The following is a 26,735-nucleotide window of genomic DNA, read 5'->3' as shown; positions in this document are numbered from 1 at the left end:
CAAGGTGTCAGCATGAGTCAGCCCAATGTGCATGGCGTTAGCCAGGGGAACGTGCAAGGCGCCAGTATGAGTCAGCCTAATGTGCATGGCGTTAGCCAGGCGAACGTGCAAGGTGCCGCTGTAAACCAGGCAAATGTGCAAGCCGCAAATGTGAGCCCGGAAATGCAAAAAGGAGCCGTGGATCAGCAGTATTATGAGCTTTTGGAACGGCTTCAGGTGATTGATTTTGCTTTGGTCGAATTAAACCTGTATTTGGATACCCATCCGGATGACCTGAAAAGAATCGAACAGTACAACCAGCTGGCTCAGGAGCGCATTCCGCTCGTTCGCCGGTTTCAGGAGCTGTACGGTCCGCTTATGCATTTTGGCCATGCATACTCCAGATTTCCGTTTGAATGGCCGCAAACGCCATGGCCGTGGCAGGTATAAAGGTCGGCGGAATTACGGATGCTATTTGTACTTTTTTCTCTGCAACGGATGGTCAGGAAAGGATATGGGAGGTCAGGCTTCGCCTGGGAGGATTTTTTAAAGGAGGCGGTACAAACCGATGTGGGTATACGAAAAAAAGCTTCAATATCCGGTTCGCGTCAGCAAATGTGATCCGAAAATGGCGAAATATCTGTTGGAACAATACGGGGGCGCCGATGGCGAACTGGCAGCGGCACTGCGGTATTTGAACCAGCGTTATACCATTCCCGACAAAGTTATCGGTCTGTTAAATGACATCGGCACGGAGGAATTTGCCCACCTCGAGATGATTGCTACCATGGTGTATAAATTGACCAAAGACGCAACTGTCGAACAGCTGAAAGCCGCGGGTCTGGGCGAGCATTATGCGGCGCATGACAAGGCGCTTTTTTATACCAATGCTTCCGGCGTGCCGTTTACGGCGGCATATATTCAGGCGAAAGGCGATCCGCTTGCGGATCTGTACGAGGACATCGCGGCAGAGGAAAAGGCCAGAGCTACATATCAATGGCTGATTGACATGACGGATGATGTGGATCTGCAGGACAGCCTGAAATTTTTGCGCGAGCGCGAGATCATACATGCCACCCGCTTCCGGGAAGCGGTGGAGATTATTAAGGACGACAGGACGCAAAAAAGGGTGTTTTGAGGATCATATGGCGAGATGTGGCGTTCCTGTGCGGAGCGCCTTGTTTGGTTATGACAAATTAAAGAGTTTTTTGCGACTTCATGGTATGAGGGGGAGGGCAAAAGCAGGCCATGGATGGATATTTCGGATCTAGGACTAGAACATTATGCGCTCAATGATCATCCAAGTCATCCCCACGCTGATTGTCCTACTATTCCCACGAAAAAGATGCGAAAGTGCAATTTTTGAAGCCGATTTTTCCGGTTATCCGGTAAATTGTTGCGAAAGTGCATCTATTTTTCGGTTCAGGCGGGAATTATTCGGGTAACAACGGAAAAAGTTGTACTTTTGCAACCTTTTATCTAAGTAGAATCAATCCGTCAGCAAAAATTGCACTTTTGCATCAATTTTAAAAGATTGGAACCTAAAAGTAGCTTAGCGCCGAAAAATGGGTACAAAACACCTTACTTAGTAACGGTTTTACGGCCATCATGACTAATTGGAGACAATTGCGAATGACTGGCTGAACACAATAACTGCACGAATCCTGCAATGTTGGGGGAGGGAGCTACTTACTTAACAAAAATGAACGGCAAGAAAGATTGAAATTCAGGAAAAAAATGTGCGGTGGGAGTATAATATTGGGAAAAGGGGATTTTTAGGGGATGTGCTTTGTCGGCTCGTGACTCATGATAGTTTGCTAGTAATAGGCTAAAATGGGATCAGGACAAGAAAATTTTCTTATACTAACTTGTACTAGAATATTCTGGTGCGAACCCCAAGTGCACATGAAATCCCCGGGGGATTCGCACCACCATATTTCATGCGGCTTTTGGCGTTTTTAAGTGGAATTTAAGCAGGAAATATTATGCCCAAATTAGGGATCCGGCAAATCAGGGCTGAGATCCCTTGTACGGCAAGGGCTGAAAAAGCCCGGAGTTACTCCCTGCACGGGAGTATGGATTGAAAGTTTATCCGGGTCATTGAAGCCCTCATTCCGCGCCCGTTACTCCCTGCACGGGAGTATGGATTGAAAGACTTGTCCACACATCGCAATAGAAGGTAGCCGCGTTACTCCCTGCACGGGAGTATGGATTGAAAGTAAAGTGTTAGGAGCGACGCGAATGGTAGTGAGCGTTACTCCCTGCACGGGAGTATGGATTGAAAGTTGGACTTTGGTTTTTCGTATTCCGTAAAAAGTAAGGTTACTCCCTGCACGGGAGTATGGATTGAAAGAACTAGCTTACAACAAAATGCGTGTGGCTGTTTTGGTTACTCCCTGCACGGGAGTATGGATTGAAAGTTAATCATCGAAACGTTGCCTTGAAGTGTATCAATAGTTACTCCCTGCACGGGAGTATGGATTGAAAGCAACATGATTATGATAGAGACAAGCAATAAACCGAGTTACTCCCTGCACGGGAGTATGGATTGAAAGATTCAAGACGCCGTCCCCTCCTTGCTTTCCCTCCGTTACTCCCTGCACGGGAGTATGGATTGAAAGATCAAATAAATACGGGGAATAAACGTAGAAACAGGTTACTCCCTGCACGGGAGTATGGATTGAAAGATTATCTGGTCAGACAAATTCCGAAGCTGATCATCGTTACTCCCTGCACGGGAGTATGGATTGAAAGATTATCTGGTCAGACAAATTCCGAAGCTGATCATCGTTACTCCCTGCACGGGAGTATGGATTGAAAGCGTAAAAAGTAAGGAGGTTTTGTGCTTTGGCGGCATGTTACTCCCTGCACGGGAGTATGGATTGAAAGAGTAAAGTTGAAATTGAGCAGAGGGTCATATTTTAGTTACTCCCTGCACGGGAGTATGGATTGAAAGTTCCATACAATTTTAACACCGTCCATACTGGCACGGGTTACTCCCTGCACGGGAGTATGGATTGAAAGCTAATATAAGTACACCCGTGTTAGCACTAACCGAGAGTTACTCCCTGCACGGGAGTATGGATTGAAAGTTTAGTTGGTCAAACGTACTTTGATAAGCATTTGTGTTACTCCCTGCACGGGAGTATGGATTGAAAGATATGAACCTTTGAATCCGAATAGGTTATTTCCTTGTTACTCCCTGCACGGGAGTATGGATTGAAAGTCGTTCCGATTTGAGACGTGCATTTGCTAGATCAAGTTACTCCCTGCACGAGAGTATGGATTGAAAGTCTGCCGCCAATCTCGCTACTACCGCATCCTCCGTTACTCCCTGCACGGGAGTATGGATTGAAAGTCTTGCCTCACAGCCGATGAGATGGGAAAAGATGCTGTTACTCCCTGCACGGGAGTATGGATTGAAAGACCTGTGATGTTCTTACGATATGGCGCCAGCATTTCGTTACTCCCTGCACGGGAGTATGGATTGAAAGCGTATCGACGAATTCTTCTTGCAGGAATGTTAGCTGGTTACTCCCTGCACGGGAGTATGGATTGAAAGATCGATAAACTTAAGCTCTATGCCAAATTCAGCGGCGTTACTCCCTGCACGGGAGTATGGATTGAAAGCGTATCTGGAAGAGGTGGCGCACTTGGCAAAGGGTTACTCCCTGCACGGGAGTATGGATTGAAAGACTGTCTCTCCAATTACCATGCACATAGATATAGTGTTACTCCCTGCACGGGAGTATGGATTGAAAGGTAAATAGCCATTTCGCCCCGGAGAATTTCTACGTTACTCCCTGCACGGGAGTATGGATTGAAAGGTGATTTCGGCATTGATCAGACTGACGTTGATGCTGTTACTCCCTGCACGGGAGTATGGATTGAAAGCTCGTCCCACCAGCCTTTGGATTTAGCGTTTTCGGTTACTCCCTGCACGGGAGTATGGATTGAAAGCTCATATTCGATTCGTGGAGCAGCCCAATAAAGGTTACTCCCTGCGCGGGAGTATGGATTGAAAGCATATTGATGAGATTGAGTTTACCGGAACATTTAGTTACTCCCTGCGCGGGAGTATGGATTGAAAGCGATCATCGATCAAATTTACGATACGCATAAAATGTCACTCCCTTCATGGGAGTATGGATTGAAAGGAAAATAAAATACTCGATGCAAGGGAAACGGAAGTTACTCCCTGCGCGGGAGTATGGATTGAAGCCAACACAAAAGCATGATTAGAAAACAAAAGTAGCGGAGGGGACGGAATCGATCTGGAGAAGCGATAGCGTTCGCCTTTGTCTCCGAATTTCTACCATTATGAAAAATATAATCAAAGAAATTTGGGGACAACAGCGATCGGAAGAACGATCCGTAACCGCAGCGTCCACCTAGCACGAAGTTTTTACTTAGGTTTTGCGGGGGTGCGCACATGATAGCTCTGGAGAAACCGCAGCGCTAAAAGAACGATCCGTAACCGCAGCGACCACCTAGCACGAAGTAATTGTTTTACTTAGGTTTTGCGGCGTAAAATTGAGGGGAGTCATGGTTACATATGATTAATTCCCGGATATCCGCACAATGTAACAACTTCGGTTTACATCCCCTACCGCTTCCCTTATGATAGGCATAAGCATGGCGCAAAAATAATATGCATCATCACAGAGAAGGAAGGGAAGAGAGCACACCGATGAGTCATGAGAGTACATTGACCAAACCCCAAGCGATGATATTTGACATGGACGGAACATTGTTTCAAACGGAAACATTATTGCTGCCAGCATACCATAAACTGTTTGATACGCTGCGCAGCGAAGGATTGTACACGGCTCCGACTCCACCGGAAGAACGGATTCTCGGCAGCCTTGGCATGCTGCTTGATGATATTTGGAAAGTCGTGATGCCCGATGGCAGCCAGGAGGCCCATAACCGCGCGAATGAGCTGCTGCTTGAGCTGGAGCTGGAAGGTTTGGCTGGCGGGGACACATTGTTGTACCCGGAAGTAAAGGAAACGCTGAAGGCGCTGCATGAACAGGGCGTGAAGCTGTATGTGGCAAGCAACGGACTGGAGCATTACATTAGCGGTATCGTGGATACGCATGAACTGGCGGAGCTGTTTGACGGGCTGTACAGCGCGGGGAAACACTGCACGCGTACCAAAGTTGATTTGGTGAAGCTGCTGCTGGAAGAGCAGCAAGTGGATTCCGCTTGGATGGTGGGAGACCGCTCATCGGACGTGGAAGCCGGGAAGAAGAACGGACTCCATGTCATCGGCTGCGCTTATGCCGGCTTTGGCAACCATGACGAACTCAAAGGCTCGGATGTGCTGATTTCCTCGTTTACCGAGCTTTTGAAGCTGTATGAGGAAGCGGCATCCCATACATAACGCAAACCGGATGATCCTTCAAAATAATTTATATTGTTAACCAAAAGTAAAAAAACGACAGGCCGCAGCAAAGCTGCGGTCTCTGTCGTTTTTATTTGGTGGCTGCATTTTTTCTGGCATACAGCCCTGCGGCATATTCAAGCGGCCTGACAATCGCTTTCCGGTATAATTCCGGGTCGCCGATTTGCGAAAATACTTCTCTTGCCGGCTTGGGATTGACCTCAAGCAAATAAATGTCCCCTTTTTTGTTAATAGCCAAATCAAGTGCGAGCTCGCACAAGGCATCGTATTGGTTTTCCAAATAGGATGCGACGCTTACTCCGAGTCTTTCGACTTTCTTGGAGATCTGGCCGCGGCTTTCTTCATCTTCGATCCATTTATCCAGCATTTCGCCGAAGGAGACGGCACGGCCGCCGCCATGCAGATTGGATGTCACGCTTCCCGGCGCCCCAACCCGGCCCGCGATGCCGGTAAGCTGCCAAACGCCTTCCCGGTCTTTCTGTACCAGCATGCGGTAATCATGGACGCGTTTATCCGGCAGTTCTACATGAATTCCTTGCTGCACCAGATAGCGGTCCTTCATTTTCCAGCTGTTTAGGAAGGGGCCCAGTCTAGAGGTATGGATCTTTTGCGGCGTAATGATTTTCCGCTGCTGATTGCGTCCCTGAATATAGTAATATGAAGGATCTTTCATCCGTTCGATTCGCAGTATGCCGCGCCCGCCGGTTCCGTTGATCGGTTTGAGGAAGACGACAGATGTTTTTTTCAACATATGATGCACATCGGTAAAACTGTTAAACAGATGGGTTTCGGGCAGATAGGGGCTGAATTCGGGCCGCTTCGACAGCACTTCATATATCGTCCATTTATTACGGAGAGGTCGGTTTAAGAAGGTAAGATGACTGTAGCGGCGGCGAAACCGCAGCAGCTGATCGAAACGGACGCTTTGCTGAATGCGGCAGCGGTCATAAATCATATCGGGAAATTGGCGCCATTTGCGCGTCCATCCGCCCTTTTTCGGTTCATACTCCATGGCGTAAATCCGCTGTTTTTTTTCGCTGACATCCATCGGCGTAAAAACATACACATCCAGGCCGAGCTTACGCCCTTCGATGATCATTTTCTGATAGACGGGTTTTTCCTCGAGATACTTTCGGTCATTCAAATAAAGAGTCATAATACCTAGGACAGGAACAGGCACAATATTTCACCTTCTTTGGTTGGAGCCCTTGGCGGGCGGACCGGATTCTTTGTTTCTCCATTGAGGCTGAGAAATTTTCTGCCTGCAGGATTTTTACCCAGAAAAGAACCGGATAGTCCCGCTTTGAGCAAGAGATTCAGCAGAGCGGTCTGGCTTAGGTTTGCGCGGATTTCAATTTTGCCGAGTTCTTCAAGCTGCCGGCGTAAGAGAGCGCTGCCGATGCCTTTGCGCCGATATAACGGATGGATGGCGATCAGAAAGGCGTCTTTGCCATACCCGGCCATAAAACTCGCCCCAATCAAAGCAGGGCCATCTTCTCCCCGTACGGTCGCGAGCAGCAGGGAAACGTCCGGCTTCTTCCAACAACTATCGCTTGCCCGGGCAAGCTGCAGATAATCCTCGCTCATCGCTTGTTTTCCGCCATGCTCGAACAGAAGCCGCAGCACGCGGGCATGCTGGCGGCTCCGGTCTTGTGGGGGCAGGTCTTTGATGGATGTTATTTGCATGAATTGCTCACTTCCTAACTTCCTAACTTCCTAACTTCCTAATTTCCAGATTTTCTGTTTTATAAGCTTCTATTCACTCGCGAGATATTGGCTGTAATGGAAAATCCGCTCAAGCGATTTTTGGCGGATATGGGGTTCATCGAATTTCATCGGTTTGGCATTGGCTTCGAAAAACCAGATGCTGCCTTCGGAATCCACACCGAGATCCATGGACATTTCGCCATGCGTGTGGCCCGAAGCTTTTTCGATTTGTCTGGCAATGACGATGGCGGTTGTCTTCAACCTGTTGATCATCCCCGGTGCATTTTCGCTGCCAAAGACGGCAGAGAGCATTTTGTTCGGGTCTTCGATGCTGCCTCCGCGCGGAACATGAGTGGTAATGCTTTTGGAGCCGGCCATGCGGGCGCCGACGCCGGTAACGCTCCATTGTCCTTTTCTTGTTTTTTGCAAAAGCACCCGCAAATCAAAGGGACGATGATCCACGGCGGCAAGTTCGATGCCTTGCTGGATGATATAGGGGGCAGCCCCGGTCTCCGCTTTGATTCGCGCCCACAAGCGCTGCATATTTGCGCTTTTGTATGTTGTGCTGCTTTTGTGATGTTGAACCTTCAGACGGTAAGGAAGCGGTTTGTCCGTTTGATATTTCAGCATCATGATGCCTTTTCCGGCTTTTCCGCTCTCCGGCTTCAAATAAAGGCAGGGATAACGCTCCAGCATTTTTTGCAAGCCTTTTTCCCCGTGAAGCCTTCTGGTTTTGGGAACGAGGTGCGCGGTTGATTTGGACTTTTTGAGCCATTCGAACAGATACCATTTATTAAAAAAATAGGGATTATAGAATTTGATGTCTGGATGAACCAGACATTCCCTGATTTTGCGGCGTACAGTTGGCTTCAACTCATCCTGGCGTTGGGGAATCCGGTTGTAGATCACCTTGGGCGGGGGGAAATACTGCTGTTCCCATTTGTTATCCGCATTAAGGGTATAACCTTTAATCCATTCTTCCTCCAGTTTCAAATCTCTGATGGTCACGACATAGACAGGAAACCCCATTTCCTGTCCGGTCCTGACGATATCCTTGAAATTAGCCAGATTTCCCCGGAAAGATCTGGGTCCGCCTGATACGGTCAGAATGGCAACGACGGGTTTCTGGGTTAATTCGTCATTAGCGCTTGTCACTCGTTATCCCTCCTGCGGAATTTGCTCAGATAAAGGCAATGCTCGAGGATATGCTCCACAGAAGCTTTCCCTTCTGATCTGAGGGAAGGATGATTGAATATGGAGCGTCCGGGTTTGGCATTGGCTTCAAACATCCATACTTTCTCATCCTGGTCAATCCCGAGGTCAAATCCGATTTCACCGAGGAGATGCTGGTGGTGGAATTCGATCGCTTCAGCGAGCGTGATGGCGATTCTCTTGGCGTTTTGCAGCACTTCCTCCGATCTCGCGCCGAAGGTTCGGCTCAACGCTTGCTCAGGCGTCATCAGCGAACCTCCGTTTTTCAGATGGGTTGTCACGCTTCCGCGTCCGGCTTTTTTTGCGCCGATTCCTACAACAACCCAGTTGTTGTTTCCATTTTTATGCATATGGAACCGGAAATCGATCGGGCAGTTGTCGATCTCAACCAAACGGATTCCCTGCTGGATCACATAAGAATTAAGGACGCGTCCGTGCCTGGATTGCAGCATACGCATCATGGCATTAAAGGTGCCGAAGCGGAGGAGCACATTGCCGCTGCTTTTACGGTAGCGTACGAAATATCCTTTTTTAGGAAGGTAAGTCAGCCGGTAAATGCCCTTGCCCAAACTGCCCGCTGAAGGTTTGTAGTACAAAAACTGATGCCGTTCGAGCATATCTTTGATTTTTTCGGGGGAGGGATTCATATGGGATTCCGGAACGTATCTGTTGACGGTATTGTCGTTTTCGAGCAAGCGGTAAATATCCGATTTATTAAAAAAGCTCCAATTGAAATACGGAATCTTTTTGCGGCCAAAACGTTCCCTGAGCTGATTGATTGAAGCTGAAGTTTCAGCTTTCCGGCTGGGAAGGCGGTTGTATACGACATCGGGGAGCGGTACGATTTTGCGGTAAAAAGTGCCGTTGTCATTCAGAAAATAACCGTTGATCGTTTCCTGCTGCCAGTTAATATCCCGCGGCGTAAAAGCGAATATATAGCATTTCTTTTTTCCCTCCCGCAGCAGCTGCTTGATAAATCCCGTTCGGGAGGAAAAAGGTTGGGTGTTACTGGTAGGTCCATCCGAAAGTACGCCAATGAGCGGGCCAAGCTGAAATTCATTTTCCTGGGTACGCAGATAAACACCGCCGGCTGAGGGAACACGAATGCCGCTGCGGACCGTCGACCCAAGAAAAAGATGCTTTCCCGACTTCTTGATCGGTTTTACGGCAGCATGAATCGAATCTTTGCCAAGCCGAAGCTGGATGTTTTTTTTGCCGGACAGCTTTAACGATTTCAGCAGCGTATTGGAAATATAGACGACTTTCTCGGGTTTTGGCGAAAAGTGAACATTACAAAAAGTCAGACTCATCAATTTACCCTCCTAAGTTGTCGAAGCAGTAGATAGCGGGCGTAACGGAGCGGATTTTCCGACGCGAGAACAGCGCTGACCGGATCTCCCGCCTGCCGGATGGAGGTGCGTCCCGGTTTGGAGTTGACTTCCAGCAGCCAAATGTCCCCATTCGTATCGATCCCGAAATCAATGCCCAATTCTCCGAGCCTGCCAAAATGACTTTCCAGAATCGGCGGAATCATTTCCGACAGCTGCCTGAGAACTCCCGTTATACGTTCCGTCTGATCAGCTCCGAATTGTCCGCTTAAATACGGCAGCACAGGAAGGGCTTTTCCGCCGCCGTGAAGGTTGGAGGTCATGCTTCCCGCGGCGCCTTCGCGTACCGCAATACCCGTTCGCATCCACAACCCTTTTTCATTTTTCTGCATTAATACCCTGATATCAAAGGACCGCCCTTTTCTGCTATATAAATGGAGAAAAGGCTGAATAATATATCCGCGTTGTCCGGTAAACTCCCGAATCCAATGCAGCGCATGATTTTCAGTGGCGAAGTTTTTCTCCACAGGGCGATTTGCCGAATCCCTCCCTTGGATGTGCAGAGCCCCGGAACCTGGATCTTTGCGGATATGGAGCGTGCCTCTGCCTTGCGATCCTCCTCGGGGCTTTAGGAATATTTCGCCATTGTAAGCGGCTAATGCATCGAATAAGCTTTTCTCGCCCCGGAAAGGTCTGGTTGGCGGAAGATAGCGGAGCAGGCGTTGTTCTTTGCGGAGCGCCCGGTAGACCGGCCATTTGCCCGGAAGCCCCCGACCCCACAAGGTCCAGCCTTTGGCGGTATGGGCTTCGGAGAGCAGGGTGGAAGCCGCGGCGAATTCTTTGGAGCTGTGAAACAGGCAGCGGTCGTATACGATATCGGGAAAAGGGAAGCGGTGTTTATGCCAAGCTCCTTCCCTGTAAGTGAAGCCGTAAACAAAACTGCGGTCATGCGCTGCATCCTCCGGACTGAAAACAATAACCCGGAGCCCGTATTTTCTTCCAAGCGTGGTCAGGCGCCGGCAGTAGCTCTCACCGGAAAACGGGGGATTGCCTCGACGGCTGCAGCACATGATGCCGAGTGTACCAAGCGGTAAGCCATTCATGGCACTCCTCCTTAAAAGCCGGACAAATAGCAGCAGTATTCCAGCAGCCTTTTGACCGATGGTCTTATTTTTTGCTCATGCAGTGGGGTGTTGTCATTTTTGGAAGGCTTGGAGTTGACCTCCAGGAGCCAAATCTTACCGGAACTATCCATCGCCAAATCGATCCCGAGTTCACCGAAATGCGCGGGGATCAGATTGTCAATTCCTCTTGCGATATCCAGAGATGCGCGGTGAAGTTTGGCATAAGCCGTATTTTTGACCTCCGAGGGCAGTATGCATTTGCTAACGGCCTCTTTGACAGAGCTTAGTGTGCCGCCGCGTGCCAGATTGGAGACGAAATGGTTTCCGCCGGCAATCCGTGCTACGATCGACGTTACGCTCCAGATCCCGGCTCCGTTTTTCTGAACCAGCGCACGGAAATCGATCGGCCGTTTAGCGTGATCAATCAGCGTAAGTCCTTGTTGAATCTGATAGCGCGTCGTTTTCATCTTTCCTGACAGTCCCGCAAACAGCTTGGAAATGCTGGCATAGGTTTGTTTGCGCGGACCGCCTACAGATGTGGCCAGGGTTTGGTAAGTGCCATCAGGCTGCCTCGAAATGCGGATGATGCCTTTGCCGAGGCTGCCGCGCACCGGCTTCAGAAAAACGACCGGGTATTGTTGGCACATTTTTTTGAGTGTGGCGAGTCCTTTCAACAAATAGGATTCCGGCATAAATCTGGCAAGGGCCTGGTCGGCCTTAAGCGTGTCGAAAACCTCATTTTTGTCCAGGAATCTCTCATTAAAGACATGTGTGCCATACCGGGATTTTACTTCTTTCATAAAATGCTGTACGCTAGGTTTGTTCTCCATTTTGCGAGTTGTGAGACGGTTGTTGATAACATCGGCGATGGGCATCGTTGCTCGGATCCATCCGTTATCATATACCCAGCCATGTATACTGTTTGATCCTTCCTGGATATGATCCGGTGTGAAAAAGTATACATATGCTCCCTGCCTCCGGCAGGCATTCACCAGTTCCCTGCAAAACATAGATATGGAGCCGAACGGTTTATCGAGTTGTTCTGGATTGTCCCGGCTGATAAGCACGCTGATTAGAGGTCCGAGTCTGAGTGTACGGCTCTTAGAGTGATAGGTAGCCCTCAATACCGGACGGAAAAAAAGCCCCATTCGGCGGGCCAGAGGCTCACTGATTCGCAGTCCACTGGTTCTGGCTGCGGAAACCACGGTGATCTCTTGTCTGAAGGAACCAAATGCCAACTGCAGAGGACGGTCGGTAGGAATCTTCCACTGTTTGACCAGCTTCTCTCCGAGCACAATGGAGTTTTCCGTTAAAGAGCCCGGAGTGAACATTTGGACCGGTAGCGTTTTTTTGGACATCGTGGATCTCCTTCCAACAGCAACTTGGTGTCTACAGGGCAGATAAGGTGCATCTGCGTTTTGCATGTAATGTATCATATGAGGACATATATTCCTTGGTGATTGACCCATTTTTTAAAAAAACGGGGTGCAGTCATTCAATTTTAGAAGGAGGAAGTACATGTAATGAATATTTATGACAAAGCAAACGAATTGGCGAAAGCCCTTAAGGATAGCCAGGAGGTTAAGGATATTACTTCGGCCATGAAACTGATCGAACAGGATCAGGAGAGCAAAAACATGCTCGAGGATTTCCGCAACCGCCAGATGGAGATCCAACAGCGGATGATGTCGGGCGACATGCCTTCCCAGGAAGAGATGGAAAAGATGGAGAAGCTGTTTGACGTGCTCAGTCTCAATTTGAACATCCGCCGCCTTTTTGACGCCGAACGCCGTTTGAGTACCATCATTGAAGATATCAATAAAATGATCTCCGACAGCCTGCAAGACCTCTACGGGGGACGAAGCCTGTAGCATTCTGAGCGGCATGCCTGCATTTTGGTGCTTCATTTTTGCCAAGGATCCGAATCGCTCCCCGGCCGGAGGAGGCCGTACATATCCTTGAACAGGCAGTTTTGCGGGCAAAGTTTTTTTAAAACTTGTCTCATATTTGTAAGCGGACCTTCATAGAGTAGAAATATAGATTCACTTGCGAAGGAGCTGCCGTGATGAAAAAAAGGAACAAATTCAAGCATTTTCTGTATCTGATATTGGCTTTGGCCATGTTGGTGTATGCCCTGCCTTTGATTTCGTTTAAGGAGGGCTGGTCGTGGGCGTCGGCTTTTGGCGTGGCCTGGTCGCTGTTTGCTTTTCTGGTCATTGGTGCGCATCTGCATTATTTATTGGGTGTGGATGAAGAGAAGCAAAAGACGCTTGAGCGGATCAGGGCTGCCAAGCTGCGCGAGTGGCAATTGAAATGGCCGGAAGATACGCAGCGCAGACAGGAAAACATGTAAGGCATACACGGAAAAAAAGCTGGGGAAGAGTGCTTCCGCAGCTTTTTTTGTATGGAATAGGATGCTATGATATAGGTACAGAATAGTACAGTTGGAAGTATGGGGGTGTAACAGTTGGAAGGCCGAGACGATGCGATTACAAAGCATGAACAGCTTTTGCTGCATATTGAAGGGCTGAAAGTGGGAACAAAAATTTCCGTCCGCAAATTGGCCAAGGAATTGTCCGTCAGTGAAGGTACGGCCTACCGCGCGCTAAAGGATGCGGAGAATCTCGGCATCGTGATTACGAAGGAAAGGATCGGAACCGTTCGGGTCGAGAAGAAACCGCGCAATATTTCCGAGCAGCTGACCTTTGCCGACGTGGTGGATATCGTGGAAGGCCATGTCCTCGGGGGAGCGGACGGACTGCATAAAAATTTGCACAAGTACGTGATCGGCGCCATGAAAGTGGATGCCATGGTCCGGTATATTGACGCTGGCAGCCTGTTGATTGTCGGCAACCGCGATAATGCGCATAAACTCGCTTTGGAACAAGGAGCCGGCGTGCTGATTACAGGCGGTTTCGGCACAAGCAAGGAAGTCAAGGCGCTCGCGGACCGGTTGAACCTGCCGATTTTTTCTTCGCGTCATGATACGTTTACCGTTGCATCGCTGATTAACCGCGCCATTTTTGACCGGCTGATCAAGAAAAAAATTATGATCGTGGAAGATATCGTAGGCAGCAAACCGAAGATCCATGCGCTCAAGCTCTCAAGCACCGTGGGTGAAGGGATGGCGCTGTCGGAGCAGAAAGGGGACCCGCGTTTGCCGGTTGTGGACGAGTGGAATCGGGTCCTGGGAATCGTCAACCGCAGCGACATGATCCGTCTGCCGTCCGAGCAGAGCATCGAGAAGGTGCTGATCCGCAATCCGGTTACAGCCACGCTTCAGACTTCGTTGGCATCCGCCGCGCAGCTGATGATGTGGGAAGGGATCGATTTTCTTCCAATCGTGGACCGGAACCGCAAGCTGGTGGCGACCGTATCCCGCAAAGAAGTGCTTCAGGCGATGCGCGACGCGCGCAAACAGCCGCAGCTTGGAGAAACTTTCGATCATTTGATTTGGAATGGTTTTGCGGATGAGCGGGACGATGAGGGGAAGCTTTTTTTCCACGGGTTCATTACGCCGCAGATGGCGACGGATCTCGGGACGATTTCCGAAGGCATCCTGACCACAGTAATGACCCAGGCTGCGCTTCGCGCCGCCAAGGATATGACAGGCAATGACTTCGTGCTCGACAACATGTCCACCTATTTCGTGCGCCCGATTCAGATCGAAGACCCGGTGGTCGTTATGCCGCGCCTCTTGGAGGCAAGCCGCCGGACATGCAAGCTGGAGATCGAGATGACGCATATGGACAGTCTGGTTGCCAAAGCCGTGTTGACGCTGCAGTCGATTGAACATGGTTGACGTTTGTTTTATGGAACTGAAAATGGATGGAAAAAGCACGCAGAACTCTAAACATTCCTGTATAGGCTAAGAAAATGGCCTTTGAAAAAACAGGAGCGCCTTCGTATGATAGGGGTGTGATGGGGCAAATGCCCTAACGGACACAGCGGCCGCTATTGAGGGCAATTTCGATCATTTAGATTTTTAACGGACACAGCTGCAGCTATTTGGTGAAAAAACTTACTTTTCCTGTGTTTCGGAACATTTAAGCGCTGTGGTGACCGTTATAATTCCAAAACTGCTGTTTTTGGCGGTTTAGCGTTCGTGGCGTCCGTTAGACTATAGTTGAGGTTTGCGTAGATTCACACCCAGGGTGAAACTGCAGATTCGTAAAGGAATCACTCAATTGACAAGATGAAGATTCGGTACAAAGAATGAAAAATGTTAACGGTATGCCAAGCGATCCGCGGTCCCCGAAATTCCGTTTCACTGCCTCGATGGTGGACCTCCGCTTTGCAACGACAGACCGCGCGCTGGGAGCTGCGCTCGATAGAAAATGCAGTTGACTCCCTTCCCTTCCATATAGGGATTCAATCATTCACCAAAAGAAGACCCCACTCGAATGAATGGGGTTTTCTTTGTTCCGGGAAAATCGGCTTACATTCGGCTACATATTGTTGGACTTCATGCGGTTGTAGTAGCTGCGGTTGCGGATGCCGGCAAATAAATTAAAGGCGCCCAGCACAAGGAAAACCGCTTCAACGATGACCGCGACGGTTGAACCTTTGAAGATAAACATGAAGATCAATGCGAGCACGATAAGCATCATTCCCATAAAAATATTCGTAACGGCCCCGTACAGGCCCCTCTGGCGGGCATCCTTCGCACGCCGGGAACGGCTGCTATAGAGGCCGGCGCAAATGCAGGCGATAACCAGCAGTGCGAAAAGCGCATAGCGGATCACTAACACCATCAGACGCTGCAGCTCCTTTTTTAAAATAACCCCACAAAGTGACGTGAGGCCTTCGAGGCTTATTCCGATTACTTTGCGGGGACCCAGAAGTTCTTAATCACCCCACAAAGTGACGTGTAGCCTTCGAGGCATATTCCGATTACTTTGCGGGGACCCCGAAGTTCCTAATCACCCCACAAAGTGACGTGTGTTCTCCGAAGCATATTCCGATTACTTTGCAGGGACCCCGGAAGTTCCTACTTGCGTGATTTTGCCGAAATCCGTGGCAGATCTTTGATAGGGATATCGCAAAATCTTCTAATTGGCCATATTGTACCATGAATCTATGGATTTCGCACCGGAACAGGGCGGACATCGACCCAAATTTGCAGCATGCCCTCCATTAGCAGCATCGTTTTGATTTCAATGGTATACTCCTTGTCACGCACCTTATAGATCTTTTTGTCTAACAACGAACGGACGAATTTGCTGTAAGTGTCGATCTCGAACACGCTTTTGCCGCGCAGCTCGCTTAAATCATCTCGAAGCTGGACGACGATGGATTTGTCGACAACCGGATCAAGCGGAGGGTCCTGCTGCTCGGTTCTGATTTTGATTTCCTTGATAACGGTTTGTTGGTATCTGTATTTCTTTAAGGTTTTGATATCATCTTCATATTGCTGGACCTGGGCCTCCAGTTCCTGGTTAGAAACCCACAGCATATTGAAGCTTTGCTGAAAGACAACGTTATAGACAATGCTGCCCACAATGGCACCCAGAACAAATACGGCGGCGATTTGCGATAAATGACGGTATCGCTTGAACGGAGGAATTCTCATGATTAATCCTTACCGCCGCAGACCCACTTTACCAATTCGCTGCCCATATGGGCTCCCAGAAAGGCCGACACGATAAATAAAATTTGTTTGATTGCCGGAGACATATTTCCTCCCAAAAAATTGCTTTCGATCACCCGCATCGGGTCAATCGTTCCGCCCACTGCCGCGGCGAGGGCCCAAATCTTGATCCGGTCCGCGACATCGACCATGGTTTGGGTCGGGGGCTGCAGAGAAATGACGGCACCAACTCCTCCTACCATGGCGCCGCCGAGGACGATGCCGAAAGCAATAAAGAAATCCAGAATCGCTTTGGATAAAAAGGTCATCATATCCATTCCTTTCAAAGGGGTAGCTTTGATACCGCCTGTCCGATTGTTTCCTATTCCATTCTATGGGCGGTGTCTTGGCGTTTATGATAAAATAATATAAAAGGATCAAGACTTTCTTTTGATAAATATGCGGACTAAAAGTGGTGTTCGAAAGGTTCGTGTTAGATATAGAGTTTATAAGTTTTCTAGCTACGCTGATGAAATTCTATATCGCAAGAAAACCTGCCTATGCACCGCGGCCCCTCATCCTTGAAGTGGCTTCGATAGAGGTTTTCTTATCGAAATCGGACTTTTTGTAACTCTAAAGGAGAAGAGACATGAGTTCATTTGTGCATCTGCATGTGCATAGCGAATATAGCCTCCTGGACGGAGCGGCACGGATCTCGGACCTTGTCCTCGAGGCCGCCGAATACGGAATGAAGGCGCTGGCGCTTACCGACCATGGGGTCATGTATGGTGCGGTGCCTTTTTACAAAGCATGCCTTGCAGCCGGTATCAAACCGATTATCGGCTGCGAGGCATATCTGACTGCCGGTTCACGCAAAGAACGGGGCAGCCGCAAGGATCAGCCGATTTACCATTTGATTCTCCTGGCCAAAAATGAGACCGGCTATCGGAATTTAATGAAGCTGTGTTCCATCGGCCACCTGGAGGGTTATCATTATAAACCGCGGATCGATATGGAGGCTTTGCGTGCATACCATGAAGGAATTATCTGCCTCAGCGCCTGCCTGGGCGGCGAGGTGCCGCAGCATCTCCTGCATGGCAGAACCGAAGAAGCGCGCAAGGCGGCGATCCGTTATCGCGATATCTTCGGGGAGGATTTTTATCTTGAGCTGCAGGACCACGGCCTGCCTGAGCAGAAACGCGTCAACCCGCAGCTGATTCAGCTGGCGGAGGAGCTGGATATTCAGCTGACCGTCACTAACGACGTCCATTATTTGAAGCGGGAGGACGCCGCCATGCAGGATGTGCTGATCTGTATCGGCACGGGCAAGACGGTTGAAGATGAAGGAAGGCTCCAGATTCCGACGGATCAGCTCTATTTGAAAAGCGGGGAAGAAATGGAGCGTTTATTTCCGCATGTCAGGCAGGCGCTGGAGAACACGGCGGCGATTGCGGACAAATGCAATTTGCGGCTTGAATTCGGCAAATCCATTCTTCCAGCGTACCGCCCGCTGCCCGAAGGGATGAATGCCGCAGAGTATTTGCGCTCATTATGCCAAAAAGGCCTTGAGAAACGTTATGAGAATACGGAGCTGTGGACAACGCCGGGCGGCCGAGAGGAGCTGGATAAGCGACTCGATTATGAGCTTGGCGTGATTGGCAGCATGGGCTTCAGCGATTATTTCCTGATCGTTTGGGATTTCATCGCTTACGCCCACAGCCAGGGAATCGCAACGGGTCCCGGACGGGGTTCGTCGGCGGGCAGCTTGGTTGCTTACGTGCTTGAAATTACCAACGTCGATCCGATCAAATATCATCTGCTCTTTGAAAGATTCCTGAATCCGGAACGCGTTACCATGCCGGATATCGATATCGATTTCAGCGACGAGCGGCGCGATGAAGTTATCCGTTATGTGTCTGAAAAATACGGACATGAGCATGTGGCGCAGATCATTACGTTCGGTACGATGGCTGCGCGTGCGGCGGTCCGCGACGTAGGCAGGGCGCTGAATGTGCCGTACGGGGAAGTGGACAAGGCGGCCAAACTGATTCCGTCCGCGCATGGCATCAGCATTAAGCGGGCGCTGGAGACGAGCGATGAACTGCAGAAATACGCCCAGCAAAACGCGAAAATCCGCGAATTGTTGGATATGGCGATGAAAGTCGAGGGTATGCCGCGGCATGCTTCGACACATGCGGCGGGTGTTGTCATATCGCGCGATCCGTTAACCGATGCGGTTCCGCTGCAGGAAGGCGGCGAGCATATCGCGCTAACCCAATATTCGATGGAAAACCTGGAGAGCATCGGTCTGCTTAAGATGGATTTTCTCGGTCTCAGGACCCTCTCCATCATCGAGCGCTGTATGAACTGGATCGGCGAAATAACGGGGAATGCACCCGATTTCCGGCTGATCCCGGATGATGACCCTAAGACGTACGCCATGCTCGAAAGCGGAGATACCACGGGGATCTTCCAGCTCGAGTCGGCGGGCATGCGGAGAGTGTTGAAGGATTTGAAGCCATCTGCGTTTGAGGATATTATTTCGGTTTTGGCCCTTTACCGTCCGGGACCGATGGAATTTATACCGAAATTCATTCAGGCCAAGCACGGCCAAATCGAAGTCGATTATCCGCATGATGACCTGAAGCCGATTCTGGGCGATACTTACGGGATTATCGTGTACCAGGAACAAATCATGAAAATCGCTTCGCTGATGGCCGGATTCTCGCTCGGCGAAGCGGATTTGCTCCGCCGCGCCGTCTCGAAGAAAAAACGCGAGGTGCTCGATCAGGAGCGCGGCCATTTCGTCGCAGGCAGCACGAAGCAGGGATACAGCGAGGAGGAAGCCAACCGGGTATATGACATGATCGTCCGCTTTGCCGATTACGGCTTCCCGCGGGCGCATGCCGCCGCTTATGGAGTGCTTGCTTTCCAGACGGCTTACCTGAAGGCGCATTATCCGGTACAGTTCATGGCATCGATGCTGACGGCCGTAATGGGCAGCCACCGCAAGGTGGCCGAATATGTCGTCGAATGCCGTCGGATGAACATCCATGTTCTGCCGCCGGATGTCAATGAGAGCGGCGTGCTGTTCACGCCGGTTGCCGCAGGCGGCTCCGCTTATACGGCGGAGGGTCCGGGACATATCCGCTTTGGGCTTGGAGCGATCAAAAATGTCGGCACGCAGGCAGTCGAGAACATGATGCAGGTGCGGCAAGAGAGACCGTTTGAAAGCCTGCTGGATTTCTGCCGGCGGATCGATCTGCGCGTTTGCAACAAGCGCGTGATCGAGTCGCTCATTCAGGCGGGAGCTTTCGATTCGCTGCGGGGCCACCGAGCGCAGCTGCTGGCCATGCTGGACGAAACGGTCGAAGCGGCCGTGAAATGGCGCAAAGAGCGCGAAGATTTACAGATTCAGCTGTTTGATTTTGTCGAGACGCCGAATTGGGAGATTGAATATCCGGAGATTCCGCCACTCTCGGCCGGTCAGCAGCTGGAACTGGAACGGGAACTGCTCGGACTGTATTTGTCCGGCCATCCGCTCGACGATTATGATGAAGCGCTGAACATCCCCGGCGTCGACCGGCTGATGGATCTGGCCGAGGCCGCCGACGAGTCGTACGCGGTGGTGGCGGCCATGGTCGTCTCCGTCAAGACGATCACGACCAAGCAGGGGAAGGCCATGGCCTTCATGGAAGTGGAAGACCAGATCGAGCGCTGCGAGGTTGTGCTTTTCCCGGAAGTATGGAAACGAAACTCGCAGCATATTGCCAAGGGGGCGCTTCTCGCACTCCGCGCCAGAGTGCAGCTGCAGGACGAAGGGTTCAAGCTCTTGGCCGAAGATGTGCTGCCGCTGGACGAAGGCGCGCTCGAGCAGCTCGTCAAGCGTTCGCGCATGAGAGCAGCTTCGGGCAGAAATTACGCCAAGCCGGCGGCATCGAAGCAGGGCGCGGTCCATGCCGGAGCGGGAAGCGGCCAGCCTTCCGCAGGAGAAACTGTGGCGGATAAGAGGTCTTCGGCTTCCGCGCCGGCGGCAAGAACCGATGAGGCGGCGAAGCAGCGCGTATTCGTGAAGATTACGGCGCAGGCCGAGCATAGTCCCGATCTGTTGACAAGGCTGAAGGTATTGCTGCAGGAGCATCCCGGGGCGGTGCAGACCTTGCTTTTCTATGAGGAGAGCCAGAAGCTGCTTGCGCTTAGCGACAGCTACCGCATCAAACCTTCGCCGGAATTGTTCAAACGGATGGAAGGAATCCTTGGAAAAGGAACCGTCAGGATGAAATAAGGATACCCCCTTCGTTACCCGCCCGTTTTGCTGAGAATTTACGAACGTTTCCTCCTGCTCCCGCATACACTTAGAGACACCTATCAAGAGGACAACATTTTATGCGCCCAAAAGCTCGGGAGTTTCGGGGCGTGTATGCGGGAGGAATAGCAGATGTCGTATGAAGCGGCGGTAGCCATGTTGAACCGCAGGGGAGTGAAGGTTGAGGATATTGCCAATATCGTATACCGGCTGCAGCTTGTGTATCATCCTCTCTTGACGATCCAGGATTGCATTGAAAGCGTCGAAGCGGTTCTTGGCAAACGGGAAGTGCAATATACGCTGTTTACGGGGATTGCTCTCGATGAGCTGGCGGAGCGGAGGCTCCTGCCTCAGCCGCTTCAGGCAATTATGGAGGCGGATGAGCCATTATATGGCGTGGACGAAACATTGGCGCTTGGAATTACGAATGTATATGGTATGATCGGATTAACCAGCTTTGGCTATTTGGACAAAGAAAAAAACGGTATCATCGCAGATTTGAATAATAAAAAAAATGAAATTCACGTTTTTTTGGATGATCTCGTGGCAGGGCTTGCTGCAGCGGCTTCGGCCCGTATCGCACACCGGTACAAGGGCGCCAAAACGTATGCCGACGGCTCCGGAACTTCCGGCTCTTGAAGCGGATTTTCGCTCCTTTCGAAGCCCCCTGCTTCGCGGAATTGTTTCACGGCCCTTTGTTGCGGGAAAAAACAGAGTTATGTTATCATTGTCTCATTATACGGGCTCAAGAAACATGAGATTAGGGGGCTTACGAAAGTTATGTGGACGGTCATTTATATTGCGCCGACCGCTAAGGTGGCGGAAATGATCCAGGCCAAACTCACGGAAGAAGGATTTTTGGTGAAAAGCCGTCCGGTCAACTTGTCCAAGCAGCAGTTCGAAATTCTGGTACCCTCCGGAGAGCTGGAGGAAGTTCAGGAAGTGTTGAACTCCATTTTGCATCCTTAATCCCCTTGGAATAACGAGAGAGTGGCGTTGAAACGGCTTGATAAGACGCGGCTGAGTAAATAAACGGCTGGAGAGGTGTAGTTGTGTTTAAAGACTTGTTTCAGAAAAAAAGGAAGTACGCGACCATTCCTTCAGATCGTGTGGGAAAAGGTAATGAGCCTGTAGAAAACGATAGACCCAGAAGGGAAGTCCCTGAAGGGCTCATGAATAAATGTCCCAAGTGCGGCACGATTCAATACAGCAAAGAGCTTGAGAAAAATTTGAAGGTTTGCCCGAATTGTGATTACCATATGCGCTTGAACGCCATGGAACGTATTCGCATGCTTATGGACAAAGAGGGCTTCGAGGAATTTGACGGCGGCATGGTATCGGTGGATCCGCTGCAATTTCCGGGGTACGGTACGAAGCTGGAGCAGCAGAGAATGAAATCGGGGCTGCGCGAGGCCGTCGTAACAGGACAAGGCACGATTGAAGGATTGCCTGTCGTGGTAGCGGTCATGAGCTTCGACTTCTTTACGGGAAGCATGGGTTCGGTTGTAGGCGAAAAGATTACGCGCGCCATTGAGGCGGCAACCGAAAAGGATTTGCCGCTGATCATATTCTCGACCTCAGGCGGAGCGCGTATGCAGGAGAGCATTCTCAGCCTGATGCAGATGGCGAAAACAAGCGCAGCTCTATCGCGTTTCAACGAGAAGGGCGGCTTATATATCTCAGTAATTACGGATCCTACGACTGGTGGTGTTTCTGCCAGTTTTGCCACGCTTGGCGATATTAACATTGCTGAGCCGGGAGCCGTGTTCGGATTTGCGGGCCGGATTGTTATCGAGCAGACCATCCGCCAGAAGCTGCCGGACGATTTCCAGACCGCCGAGTTTAACCTTGCGCACGGCCAGCTCGACCTGGTGGTCCATCGCAAAGAGCTTCGTCCAATGCTGTACAAGCTCCTTGAGCTGCACGGCGTGAAAGGGGGAAATTAAGTGGCGGGAGAATTGCCTTTTGAAAAACCCCTTGTTGAAATGCGGCAAAAAATTAATGAGCTGAAACAGTTCGGACAGGACAAGGGGATCGATTTTACCGACGAAATTTCCAGATTGGAAGAACGTTACGCCGAACTGGAGCAAGAGATCTATTCCAACATTTCTCCGCATCAGAAAATGCATGTGGCGCGTCATCAGCAGCGTCCGACCTCGCTTGATCTGATCCAGCTCATTTTCACTGATTTTATTGAACTTCACGGCGATCGCCTGTTTGGCGACGATCTTGCCATTGTTGGCGGACTCGCGAAGCTGGACGGAATACCGGTTACGGTTATCGGCCAGCAGCGGGGCAAGGATACCAAGGATAACATTGCCCGTTTCTTCGGCAGCGCGCATCCGGAAGGTTTCCGCAAAGCGCTGCGGCTGATGCAGCAGGCGGATAAATTCAAACGCCCGATTATCACTTTTGTTGATACAAAAGGCGCATATCCGGGTAATACAGCAGAAGAGAGAGGACAGTCCGAAGCGATCGCCCGGAACTTACGGGAAATGTCGGCGTTTGGCGTTCCTGTCATTTGTGTGATCATCGGCGAAGGTGGAAGCGGCGGTGCTCTTGCGTTGGCTGTAGGCAACCGTGTGCTGATGCTGGAACATGCCATTTATGCGGCGATTTCGCCAAACGGTGCGGCATCGATTCTATGGAAGGACGCATCCAAGGCGGACCAGGCTGCCGAGGCTATGAAAATTACGGCCAAAGACCTGCTTGGCTTCGAGGTGATCGAAGAGATCGTTCCCGAGCCCGCCGGCGGCGCGCATAGAGATTATGAAGCGACGGCATCCGCACTGAAGGAGGCGCTTATCCGGCACCTGCAGGAGCTGTCCGAAATGGACCGCGAAGCTTTGAAGGAAGACAGATATCAGAAGTTCCGGAAGATCGGAGAATTCGCATTTGAGCAATCTTTGTCTGCCGGAGTCATAGAATAGTCACTTTCTGTCAAAGCTTTATATGAGAAATTGCCTATACAAAGTCTTGGTTTTGTAGTAAATTTAGTTTTTGGATAAAGAAGTAGGATAGAGAGATTTTTATGAAAAACGGAGGAAACCCAAATGCGTAAAACTAAAATCGTATGTACTATCGGACCTTCCAGTGAATCGTTGGAAAACACCAAAAAACTGATTCTTGCCGGAATGAATGTGGCCCGTCTGAATTTTTCGCACGGCGACTTCGAAGAGCATGGGAACCGGATCAAAAACATCCGCCAGGCTGCCAAAGAACTGGGCAAGAACGTAGCAATTCTGCTGGATACCAAAGGACCGGAAATCCGCACGGGCAAGCTGGCTGTGGAACCGATCGAGTTGGTGCAAGACGAATACATCACTTTGACAACCGAAGAAATCGAGGGCGACAAAAACCGCATCTCGGTTACTTACAAGGATCTTCCTGGCGATGTGCAAGTCGGATCTACCATTTTGATCGATGACGGCCTGATCGGTTTGGCGGTTGTCGGCGTCGAAGGCACGGAAATCAAATGCCGCATCGTCAACGGAGGTACAATCAAAAGCAAGAAAGGTGTTAACGTACCGGGTGTAGCGATTTCCCTGCCGGGTATTACAGAGAAAGACGCCAACGATATCGTTTTTGGGATCGAACAGGACATCGATTTTATCGCGGCTTCCTTCGTCCGCAAAGCAAGTGACGTTCAAGAAATTCGTGATTTGCTTGAAAAACATAATGCAGGCCATATTAAAATCATTTCCAAAATCGAGAACCAACAAGGTGTGGACAACCTGGATGAAATTCTCGAAGCTTCCGACGGCCTTATGGTTGCCCGCGGCGACCTTGGCGTGGAAATCCCTGCGGAAGAAGTGCCGCTCGTTCAAAAGCGCATGATCCAAAAATGTAATCTTGCAGGCAAACCGGTTATCACGGCTACCCAAATGCTGGATTCGATGCAGCGCAACCCGCGTCCGACCCGCGCGGAAGCGAGCGACGTTGCCAACGCGATCTTCGACGGAACCGACGCAATCATGCTTTCCGGCGAGACGGCTGCAGGGAAATATCCTGTGGAATCCGTGCTGACCATGTCCCGCATTGCCGAAAGAGCAGAGTCCGATTTGGACTATCGCGAGATTTTCCTGAAACAAAGAATTGCACAGGAAACGACCGTAACCGAAGCGATCAGCCAATCGGTGGCGATTTCCGCGTTGGATTTGAATGCGAAAGCAATCATCACTTCCACGGAATCCGGACTCACGGCGCGCGTGGTATCCAAATACCGCCCACAAGCACCGATTATCGCCGTTACAACCAAAGAACGCACGCTGCGTCAACTGGCTTTGAGCTGGGGCGTAACGACCGTACAAGGCAAAACGGCAAGCTCTACGGATGAAATGTTCGAATACTCCATGAAAGGTTCTCTGGAGACCGGACTGGTACAGCCGGGAGATCTGGTTGTCATTACAGCAGGCGTGCCGCTCGGACAATCCGGTTCGACGAACCTTGTGAAGATCAGCCAAATCCCAAACGAATAAACTGTAATCGGAAATGACCGATAACGTTATAAATTTTATTAGGCTGCGCAGGATCTATTCCTGCGCAGCCTTTTTAAGCAGTATAGAATTTATAAGTTTTTTTGGGGGTCCCCGCAAAGTATTTGGAATAAGCATCGAAGCATAGGCTCCACTTTGTGGGGTTATTTTATACCCTGAGCCCCCCCTGTGAAACTCCCGTATTTGCCCGATTCCCGCTGCGCTAACCGCAGATTCGAGAGTTGCAAATCCCTGTGTTATACTGGGAACATGGCTTTCATTTTCGAAGAAGGGATTACGGCGACATGGGAAAAAACACGGAGGATAAACTTAGCCGTTGGTATACGGCTTTCGTCCGGGTCCGCTATCAGGAAAGCGACCAGATGGGAGTGGTTTACCACGCCAATTATTTGAACTGGTTCGAGATCGGGCGGACCGAAATGATCCGCGAGCTGGGCATAACGTACCGGAGCATGGAAGAGACGGGTGTTTTGCTGCCCGTGACCGATCTGGATATGAAATTCAGCCACCCGGCCCGCTATGACGATGAAATTACCATTTTTACACGGATGACCTCCTTTTCGAAATTAAGAATCAAATATGCTTATGAAGTTAGAAAACTTTCACCTCAAGAGAGGGAAGATCTGTCCGGGAAGCATTATTCCGAGGGGATGGAGCTGCCCGGAGAACTTCTTGTGTCGGGAACAACAAGTCATGTATGGGTAAATCGCGAATGGCAGCCTGCAAGGCTGGATAAGAGCGCTCCCGAACTATATGAAGCCTTAAACCAATCTCTCGTCGGAGGAGGGGATTCGTAGTGTGGAAGTGGCTGATTGCCGTTATGATCATTGTGCCTGTGGTGGAGATTTACGGTTTTAATGTGGTTGCGAGCAGGGTTGGGGGCGGAAATACGTTCCTGCTTACCATCGCTACATCGGCGATCGGGATGGTGATGATGCGTTTTGAAGGACGCAAGGTTCTGGAGGATTCGCGGGCGCGGATGAACTCCGGACAAATTCCGGGAAGAAGCCTGGTCGACGGGCTTTGCATTTTTATCGGGGGCATTCTGCTTGTTATCCCGGGATTCGTGACCGATATCATCGGCTTTACGATGGTTTTCCCGCTGTCCCGTCCGCTATACCGCTATTTTATACTGAAATGGCTGGAACGGAAGATGAAGAAGGGGCAGTTTACGATATACCGCCGCTAAAATATCTTAAAGACACCCGTCAGATTGTTCTGGCGGGAGCTTTGGTTAAATCTCCCCTATACCGATACCTCGCATGCAAACGAAAATCTATAAACGTAAGCCAATAAATCTATTATGAAATGGATTCAAAACGATTAAAATATTGAAATTGTATCAAACTAAATACGGTGGAGGATCACTCCTTCGATAGCTTTAAACGCCGGTTTTATGGTCTGTTGACACCCATCCGAAACCGGAAAACATCATAATTAGGATATGTAAAATCTCTAATTAAAAAATTATTTTATTCACCTGATAAAACAATTTGATGTTTTTATAGGGGATACTTATGTTCACATATCCGACAAAATACTTTATTATATTAGTGATTCCATTACTTGGCGGTTGTATTGCTAGGTAAAATGGCGAAAAGCCGTTT

General features: G+C 50.1%; 23 protein-coding genes and 1 CRISPR repeat array. Of the genes, 14 read left to right on the top strand and 9 right to left on the bottom strand.

Going from position 1 to position 26,735, the window contains the following annotated elements:
* Nucleotides 1-162: 162 nt before the first annotated feature.
* The 3 genes from L6442_RS25030 (at nt 163) to L6442_RS25020 (ending at nt 5,365) form a co-directional block, all read left to right on the top strand.
* The gene (locus L6442_RS25030) at nt 163-429 is read left to right on the top strand and encodes a spore coat protein CotJB (protein WP_212977168.1); all 267 of its coding nucleotides are present in this window, start codon (nt 163-165) and stop codon (nt 427-429) included.
* 118 nt (nt 430-547) lie between these two features.
* Entirely contained in the window at nt 548-1,117 is a 570-nt protein-coding gene (locus tag L6442_RS25025) for a manganese catalase family protein (protein WP_194229759.1), read from the top strand.
* A 917-nt stretch (nt 1,118-2,034) separates the two neighbouring features.
* Nucleotides 2,035-4,201: a CRISPR direct-repeat array (repeat unit 32 nt; unit sequence GTTACTCCCTGCACGGGAGTATGGATTGAAAG).
* A gap of 468 nt (nt 4,202-4,669) precedes the next feature.
* Nucleotides 4,670-5,365, top strand: a complete 696-nt coding sequence (locus L6442_RS25020; protein WP_212976960.1) for an HAD family hydrolase — start codon at nt 4,670-4,672, stop codon at nt 5,363-5,365.
* 91 nt (nt 5,366-5,456) lie between these two features.
* Here L6442_RS25020 and L6442_RS25015 read toward each other — a convergent pair whose 3' ends face one another.
* From L6442_RS25015 to L6442_RS24990, 6 genes are all read right to left on the bottom strand, one after another.
* Nucleotides 5,457-6,566: a YheC/YheD family endospore coat-associated protein gene (locus L6442_RS25015; RefSeq protein WP_212976959.1), complete on the bottom strand. Its 1,110-nt coding sequence runs from the start codon at nt 6,564-6,566 to the stop codon at nt 5,457-5,459.
* The gene (locus L6442_RS25010) at nt 6,548-7,072 is read right to left on the bottom strand and encodes a GNAT family N-acetyltransferase (protein WP_212976958.1); all 525 of its coding nucleotides are present in this window, start codon (nt 7,070-7,072) and stop codon (nt 6,548-6,550) included. Before L6442_RS25010 ends, L6442_RS25015 begins: the two co-directional genes overlap by 19 nt.
* A 69-nt stretch (nt 7,073-7,141) precedes the next feature.
* Nucleotides 7,142-8,248 carry a YheC/YheD family endospore coat-associated protein gene (locus tag L6442_RS25005; RefSeq protein WP_212976957.1) on the bottom strand — a complete coding sequence of 369 codons (1,107 nt, stop codon included), beginning with the start codon at nt 8,246-8,248 and terminating at the stop codon, nt 7,142-7,144.
* A complete protein-coding gene (locus L6442_RS25000) occupies nt 8,245-9,615 on the bottom strand; it encodes a YheC/YheD family endospore coat-associated protein (protein WP_212976956.1) in 1,371 nt (456 codons plus the stop codon). Before L6442_RS25000 ends, L6442_RS25005 begins: the two co-directional genes overlap by 4 nt.
* Nucleotides 9,615-10,736 carry a YheC/YheD family endospore coat-associated protein gene (locus tag L6442_RS24995; protein WP_212976955.1) on the bottom strand — a complete coding sequence of 374 codons (1,122 nt, stop codon included), beginning with the start codon at nt 10,734-10,736 and terminating at the stop codon, nt 9,615-9,617. Before L6442_RS24995 ends, L6442_RS25000 begins: the two co-directional genes overlap by 1 nt.
* Nucleotides 10,737-10,747: 11 nt before the next feature.
* Complete coding sequence (locus L6442_RS24990) at nt 10,748-12,115, bottom strand: YheC/YheD family endospore coat-associated protein (protein ID WP_212976954.1); 1,368 nt, start codon at nt 12,113-12,115, stop codon at nt 10,748-10,750.
* A gap of 165 nt (nt 12,116-12,280) precedes the next feature.
* On the opposite strand from L6442_RS24990, the gene L6442_RS24985 reads away from it, so the two are divergent.
* The 3 genes from L6442_RS24985 to L6442_RS24975 all read left to right on the top strand — a co-directional run bounded on the left by L6442_RS24985 (nt 12,281) and on the right by L6442_RS24975 (nt 14,559).
* Nucleotides 12,281-12,628, top strand: coding sequence for a YlbF/YmcA family competence regulator (locus L6442_RS24985; RefSeq protein ID WP_212976953.1), 348 nt, complete (start codon nt 12,281-12,283; stop codon nt 12,626-12,628).
* 194 nt (nt 12,629-12,822) lie between these two features.
* Nucleotides 12,823-13,110, top strand: coding sequence for a hypothetical protein (locus L6442_RS24980; RefSeq protein ID WP_194229750.1), 288 nt, complete (start codon nt 12,823-12,825; stop codon nt 13,108-13,110).
* Between the two features lie 114 nt (nt 13,111-13,224).
* Complete coding sequence (locus tag L6442_RS24975) at nt 13,225-14,559, top strand: DRTGG domain-containing protein (protein WP_194229749.1); 1,335 nt, start codon at nt 13,225-13,227, stop codon at nt 14,557-14,559.
* 646 nt (nt 14,560-15,205) lie between these two features.
* On the opposite strand, the gene L6442_RS24970 is transcribed toward L6442_RS24975, so the two are convergent.
* The 3 genes from L6442_RS24970 to L6442_RS24960 form a co-directional block, all read right to left on the bottom strand.
* Nucleotides 15,206-15,511, bottom strand: a complete 306-nt coding sequence (locus L6442_RS24970) for a YtpI family protein (RefSeq protein WP_194229748.1) — start codon at nt 15,509-15,511, stop codon at nt 15,206-15,208.
* Between the two features lie 323 nt (nt 15,512-15,834).
* Nucleotides 15,835-16,329 carry a sporulation membrane protein YtrI gene (locus L6442_RS24965; RefSeq protein ID WP_212976952.1) on the bottom strand — a complete coding sequence of 165 codons (495 nt, stop codon included), beginning with the start codon at nt 16,327-16,329 and terminating at the stop codon, nt 15,835-15,837.
* A 2-nt stretch (nt 16,330-16,331) separates the two neighbouring features.
* Entirely contained in the window at nt 16,332-16,658 is a 327-nt protein-coding gene (locus tag L6442_RS24960) for a YtrH family sporulation protein (RefSeq protein WP_194229896.1), read from the bottom strand.
* A 317-nt stretch (nt 16,659-16,975) separates the two neighbouring features.
* Between L6442_RS24960 and L6442_RS24955 the strand changes: the two genes are divergently transcribed.
* From L6442_RS24955 to L6442_RS24920, 8 genes are all read left to right on the top strand, one after another.
* The gene (locus tag L6442_RS24955; protein ID WP_212976951.1) at nt 16,976-20,611 is read left to right on the top strand and encodes a DNA polymerase III subunit alpha; all 3,636 of its coding nucleotides are present in this window, start codon (nt 16,976-16,978) and stop codon (nt 20,609-20,611) included.
* Nucleotides 20,612-20,764: 153 nt separating this feature from the next.
* Entirely contained in the window at nt 20,765-21,271 is a 507-nt protein-coding gene (locus L6442_RS24950; RefSeq protein WP_212976950.1) for a phosphatidylglycerophosphatase A family protein, read from the top strand.
* A 141-nt stretch (nt 21,272-21,412) separates the two neighbouring features.
* Complete coding sequence (locus L6442_RS24945) at nt 21,413-21,601, top strand: hypothetical protein (protein ID WP_036707848.1); 189 nt, start codon at nt 21,413-21,415, stop codon at nt 21,599-21,601.
* 83 nt (nt 21,602-21,684) lie between these two features.
* A complete protein-coding gene (accD, locus tag L6442_RS24940) occupies nt 21,685-22,578 on the top strand; it encodes an acetyl-CoA carboxylase, carboxyltransferase subunit beta (RefSeq protein ID WP_194229744.1) in 894 nt (297 codons plus the stop codon).
* Nucleotides 22,579-23,562 (top strand): acetyl-CoA carboxylase carboxyltransferase subunit alpha, encoded by a 984-nt coding sequence (locus tag L6442_RS24935; protein WP_194229743.1) that lies wholly within the window; start codon nt 22,579-22,581, stop codon nt 23,560-23,562. It begins immediately after the preceding gene.
* A gap of 123 nt (nt 23,563-23,685) precedes the next feature.
* Nucleotides 23,686-25,110 carry a pyruvate kinase gene (pyk, locus tag L6442_RS24930; RefSeq protein WP_194229742.1) on the top strand — a complete coding sequence of 475 codons (1,425 nt, stop codon included), beginning with the start codon at nt 23,686-23,688 and terminating at the stop codon, nt 25,108-25,110.
* Nucleotides 25,111-25,412: 302 nt separating this feature from the next.
* Nucleotides 25,413-25,925, top strand: coding sequence for an acyl-CoA thioesterase (locus tag L6442_RS24925; RefSeq protein ID WP_194229741.1), 513 nt, complete (start codon nt 25,413-25,415; stop codon nt 25,923-25,925).
* Nucleotides 25,925-26,317 carry an FxsA family protein gene (locus L6442_RS24920; RefSeq protein ID WP_194229740.1) on the top strand — a complete coding sequence of 131 codons (393 nt, stop codon included), beginning with the start codon at nt 25,925-25,927 and terminating at the stop codon, nt 26,315-26,317. Before L6442_RS24925 ends, L6442_RS24920 begins: the two co-directional genes overlap by 1 nt.
* Nucleotides 26,318-26,735: the final 418 nt, after the last annotated feature.

The sequence above is a fragment of the Paenibacillus azoreducens genome, from assembly GCF_021654775.1.
Classification (GTDB): Bacteria; Bacillota; Bacilli; order Paenibacillales; family Paenibacillaceae; genus Paenibacillus_AQ; species Paenibacillus_AQ azoreducens.
The sequence above is the reverse complement of the archived record's forward strand: the minus strand, read 5'-3'. Positions and strand labels throughout refer to the sequence as shown.

Coding starts and splice junctions, on each gene's coding strand:
- L6442_RS25030 (WP_212977168.1), top strand. CDS start 163: ATGCAAAAAGGAGCCGTGGATCAGCAGTATTATGAGCTTTTGGAACGG.
- L6442_RS25025 (WP_194229759.1), top strand. CDS start 548: ATGTGGGTATACGAAAAAAAGCTTCAATATCCGGTTCGCGTCAGCAAA.
- L6442_RS25020 (WP_212976960.1), top strand. CDS start 4,670: ATGAGTCATGAGAGTACATTGACCAAACCCCAAGCGATGATATTTGAC.
- L6442_RS25010 (WP_212976958.1), bottom strand. CDS start 7,072: ATGCAAATAACATCCATCAAAGACCTGCCCCCACAAGACCGGAGCCGC.
- L6442_RS25000 (WP_212976956.1), bottom strand. CDS start 9,615: ATGAGTCTGACTTTTTGTAATGTTCACTTTTCGCCAAAACCCGAGAAA.
- L6442_RS24995 (WP_212976955.1), bottom strand. CDS start 10,736: ATGAATGGCTTACCGCTTGGTACACTCGGCATCATGTGCTGCAGCCGT.
- L6442_RS24990 (WP_212976954.1), bottom strand. CDS start 12,115: ATGTCCAAAAAAACGCTACCGGTCCAAATGTTCACTCCGGGCTCTTTA.
- L6442_RS24985 (WP_212976953.1), top strand. CDS start 12,281: ATGAATATTTATGACAAAGCAAACGAATTGGCGAAAGCCCTTAAGGAT.
- L6442_RS24980 (WP_194229750.1), top strand. CDS start 12,823: ATGAAAAAAAGGAACAAATTCAAGCATTTTCTGTATCTGATATTGGCT.
- L6442_RS24970 (WP_194229748.1), bottom strand. CDS start 15,511: ATGGTGTTAGTGATCCGCTATGCGCTTTTCGCACTGCTGGTTATCGCC.
- L6442_RS24965 (WP_212976952.1), bottom strand. CDS start 16,329: ATGAGAATTCCTCCGTTCAAGCGATACCGTCATTTATCGCAAATCGCC.
- L6442_RS24960 (WP_194229896.1), bottom strand. CDS start 16,658: ATGATGACCTTTTTATCCAAAGCGATTCTGGATTTCTTTATTGCTTTC.
- L6442_RS24955 (WP_212976951.1), top strand. CDS start 16,976: ATGAGTTCATTTGTGCATCTGCATGTGCATAGCGAATATAGCCTCCTG.
- L6442_RS24950 (WP_212976950.1), top strand. CDS start 20,765: ATGTCGTATGAAGCGGCGGTAGCCATGTTGAACCGCAGGGGAGTGAAG.
- L6442_RS24945 (WP_036707848.1), top strand. CDS start 21,413: ATGTGGACGGTCATTTATATTGCGCCGACCGCTAAGGTGGCGGAAATG.
- pyk (WP_194229742.1), top strand. CDS start 23,686: ATGCGTAAAACTAAAATCGTATGTACTATCGGACCTTCCAGTGAATCG.
- L6442_RS24925 (WP_194229741.1), top strand. CDS start 25,413: ATGGGAAAAAACACGGAGGATAAACTTAGCCGTTGGTATACGGCTTTC.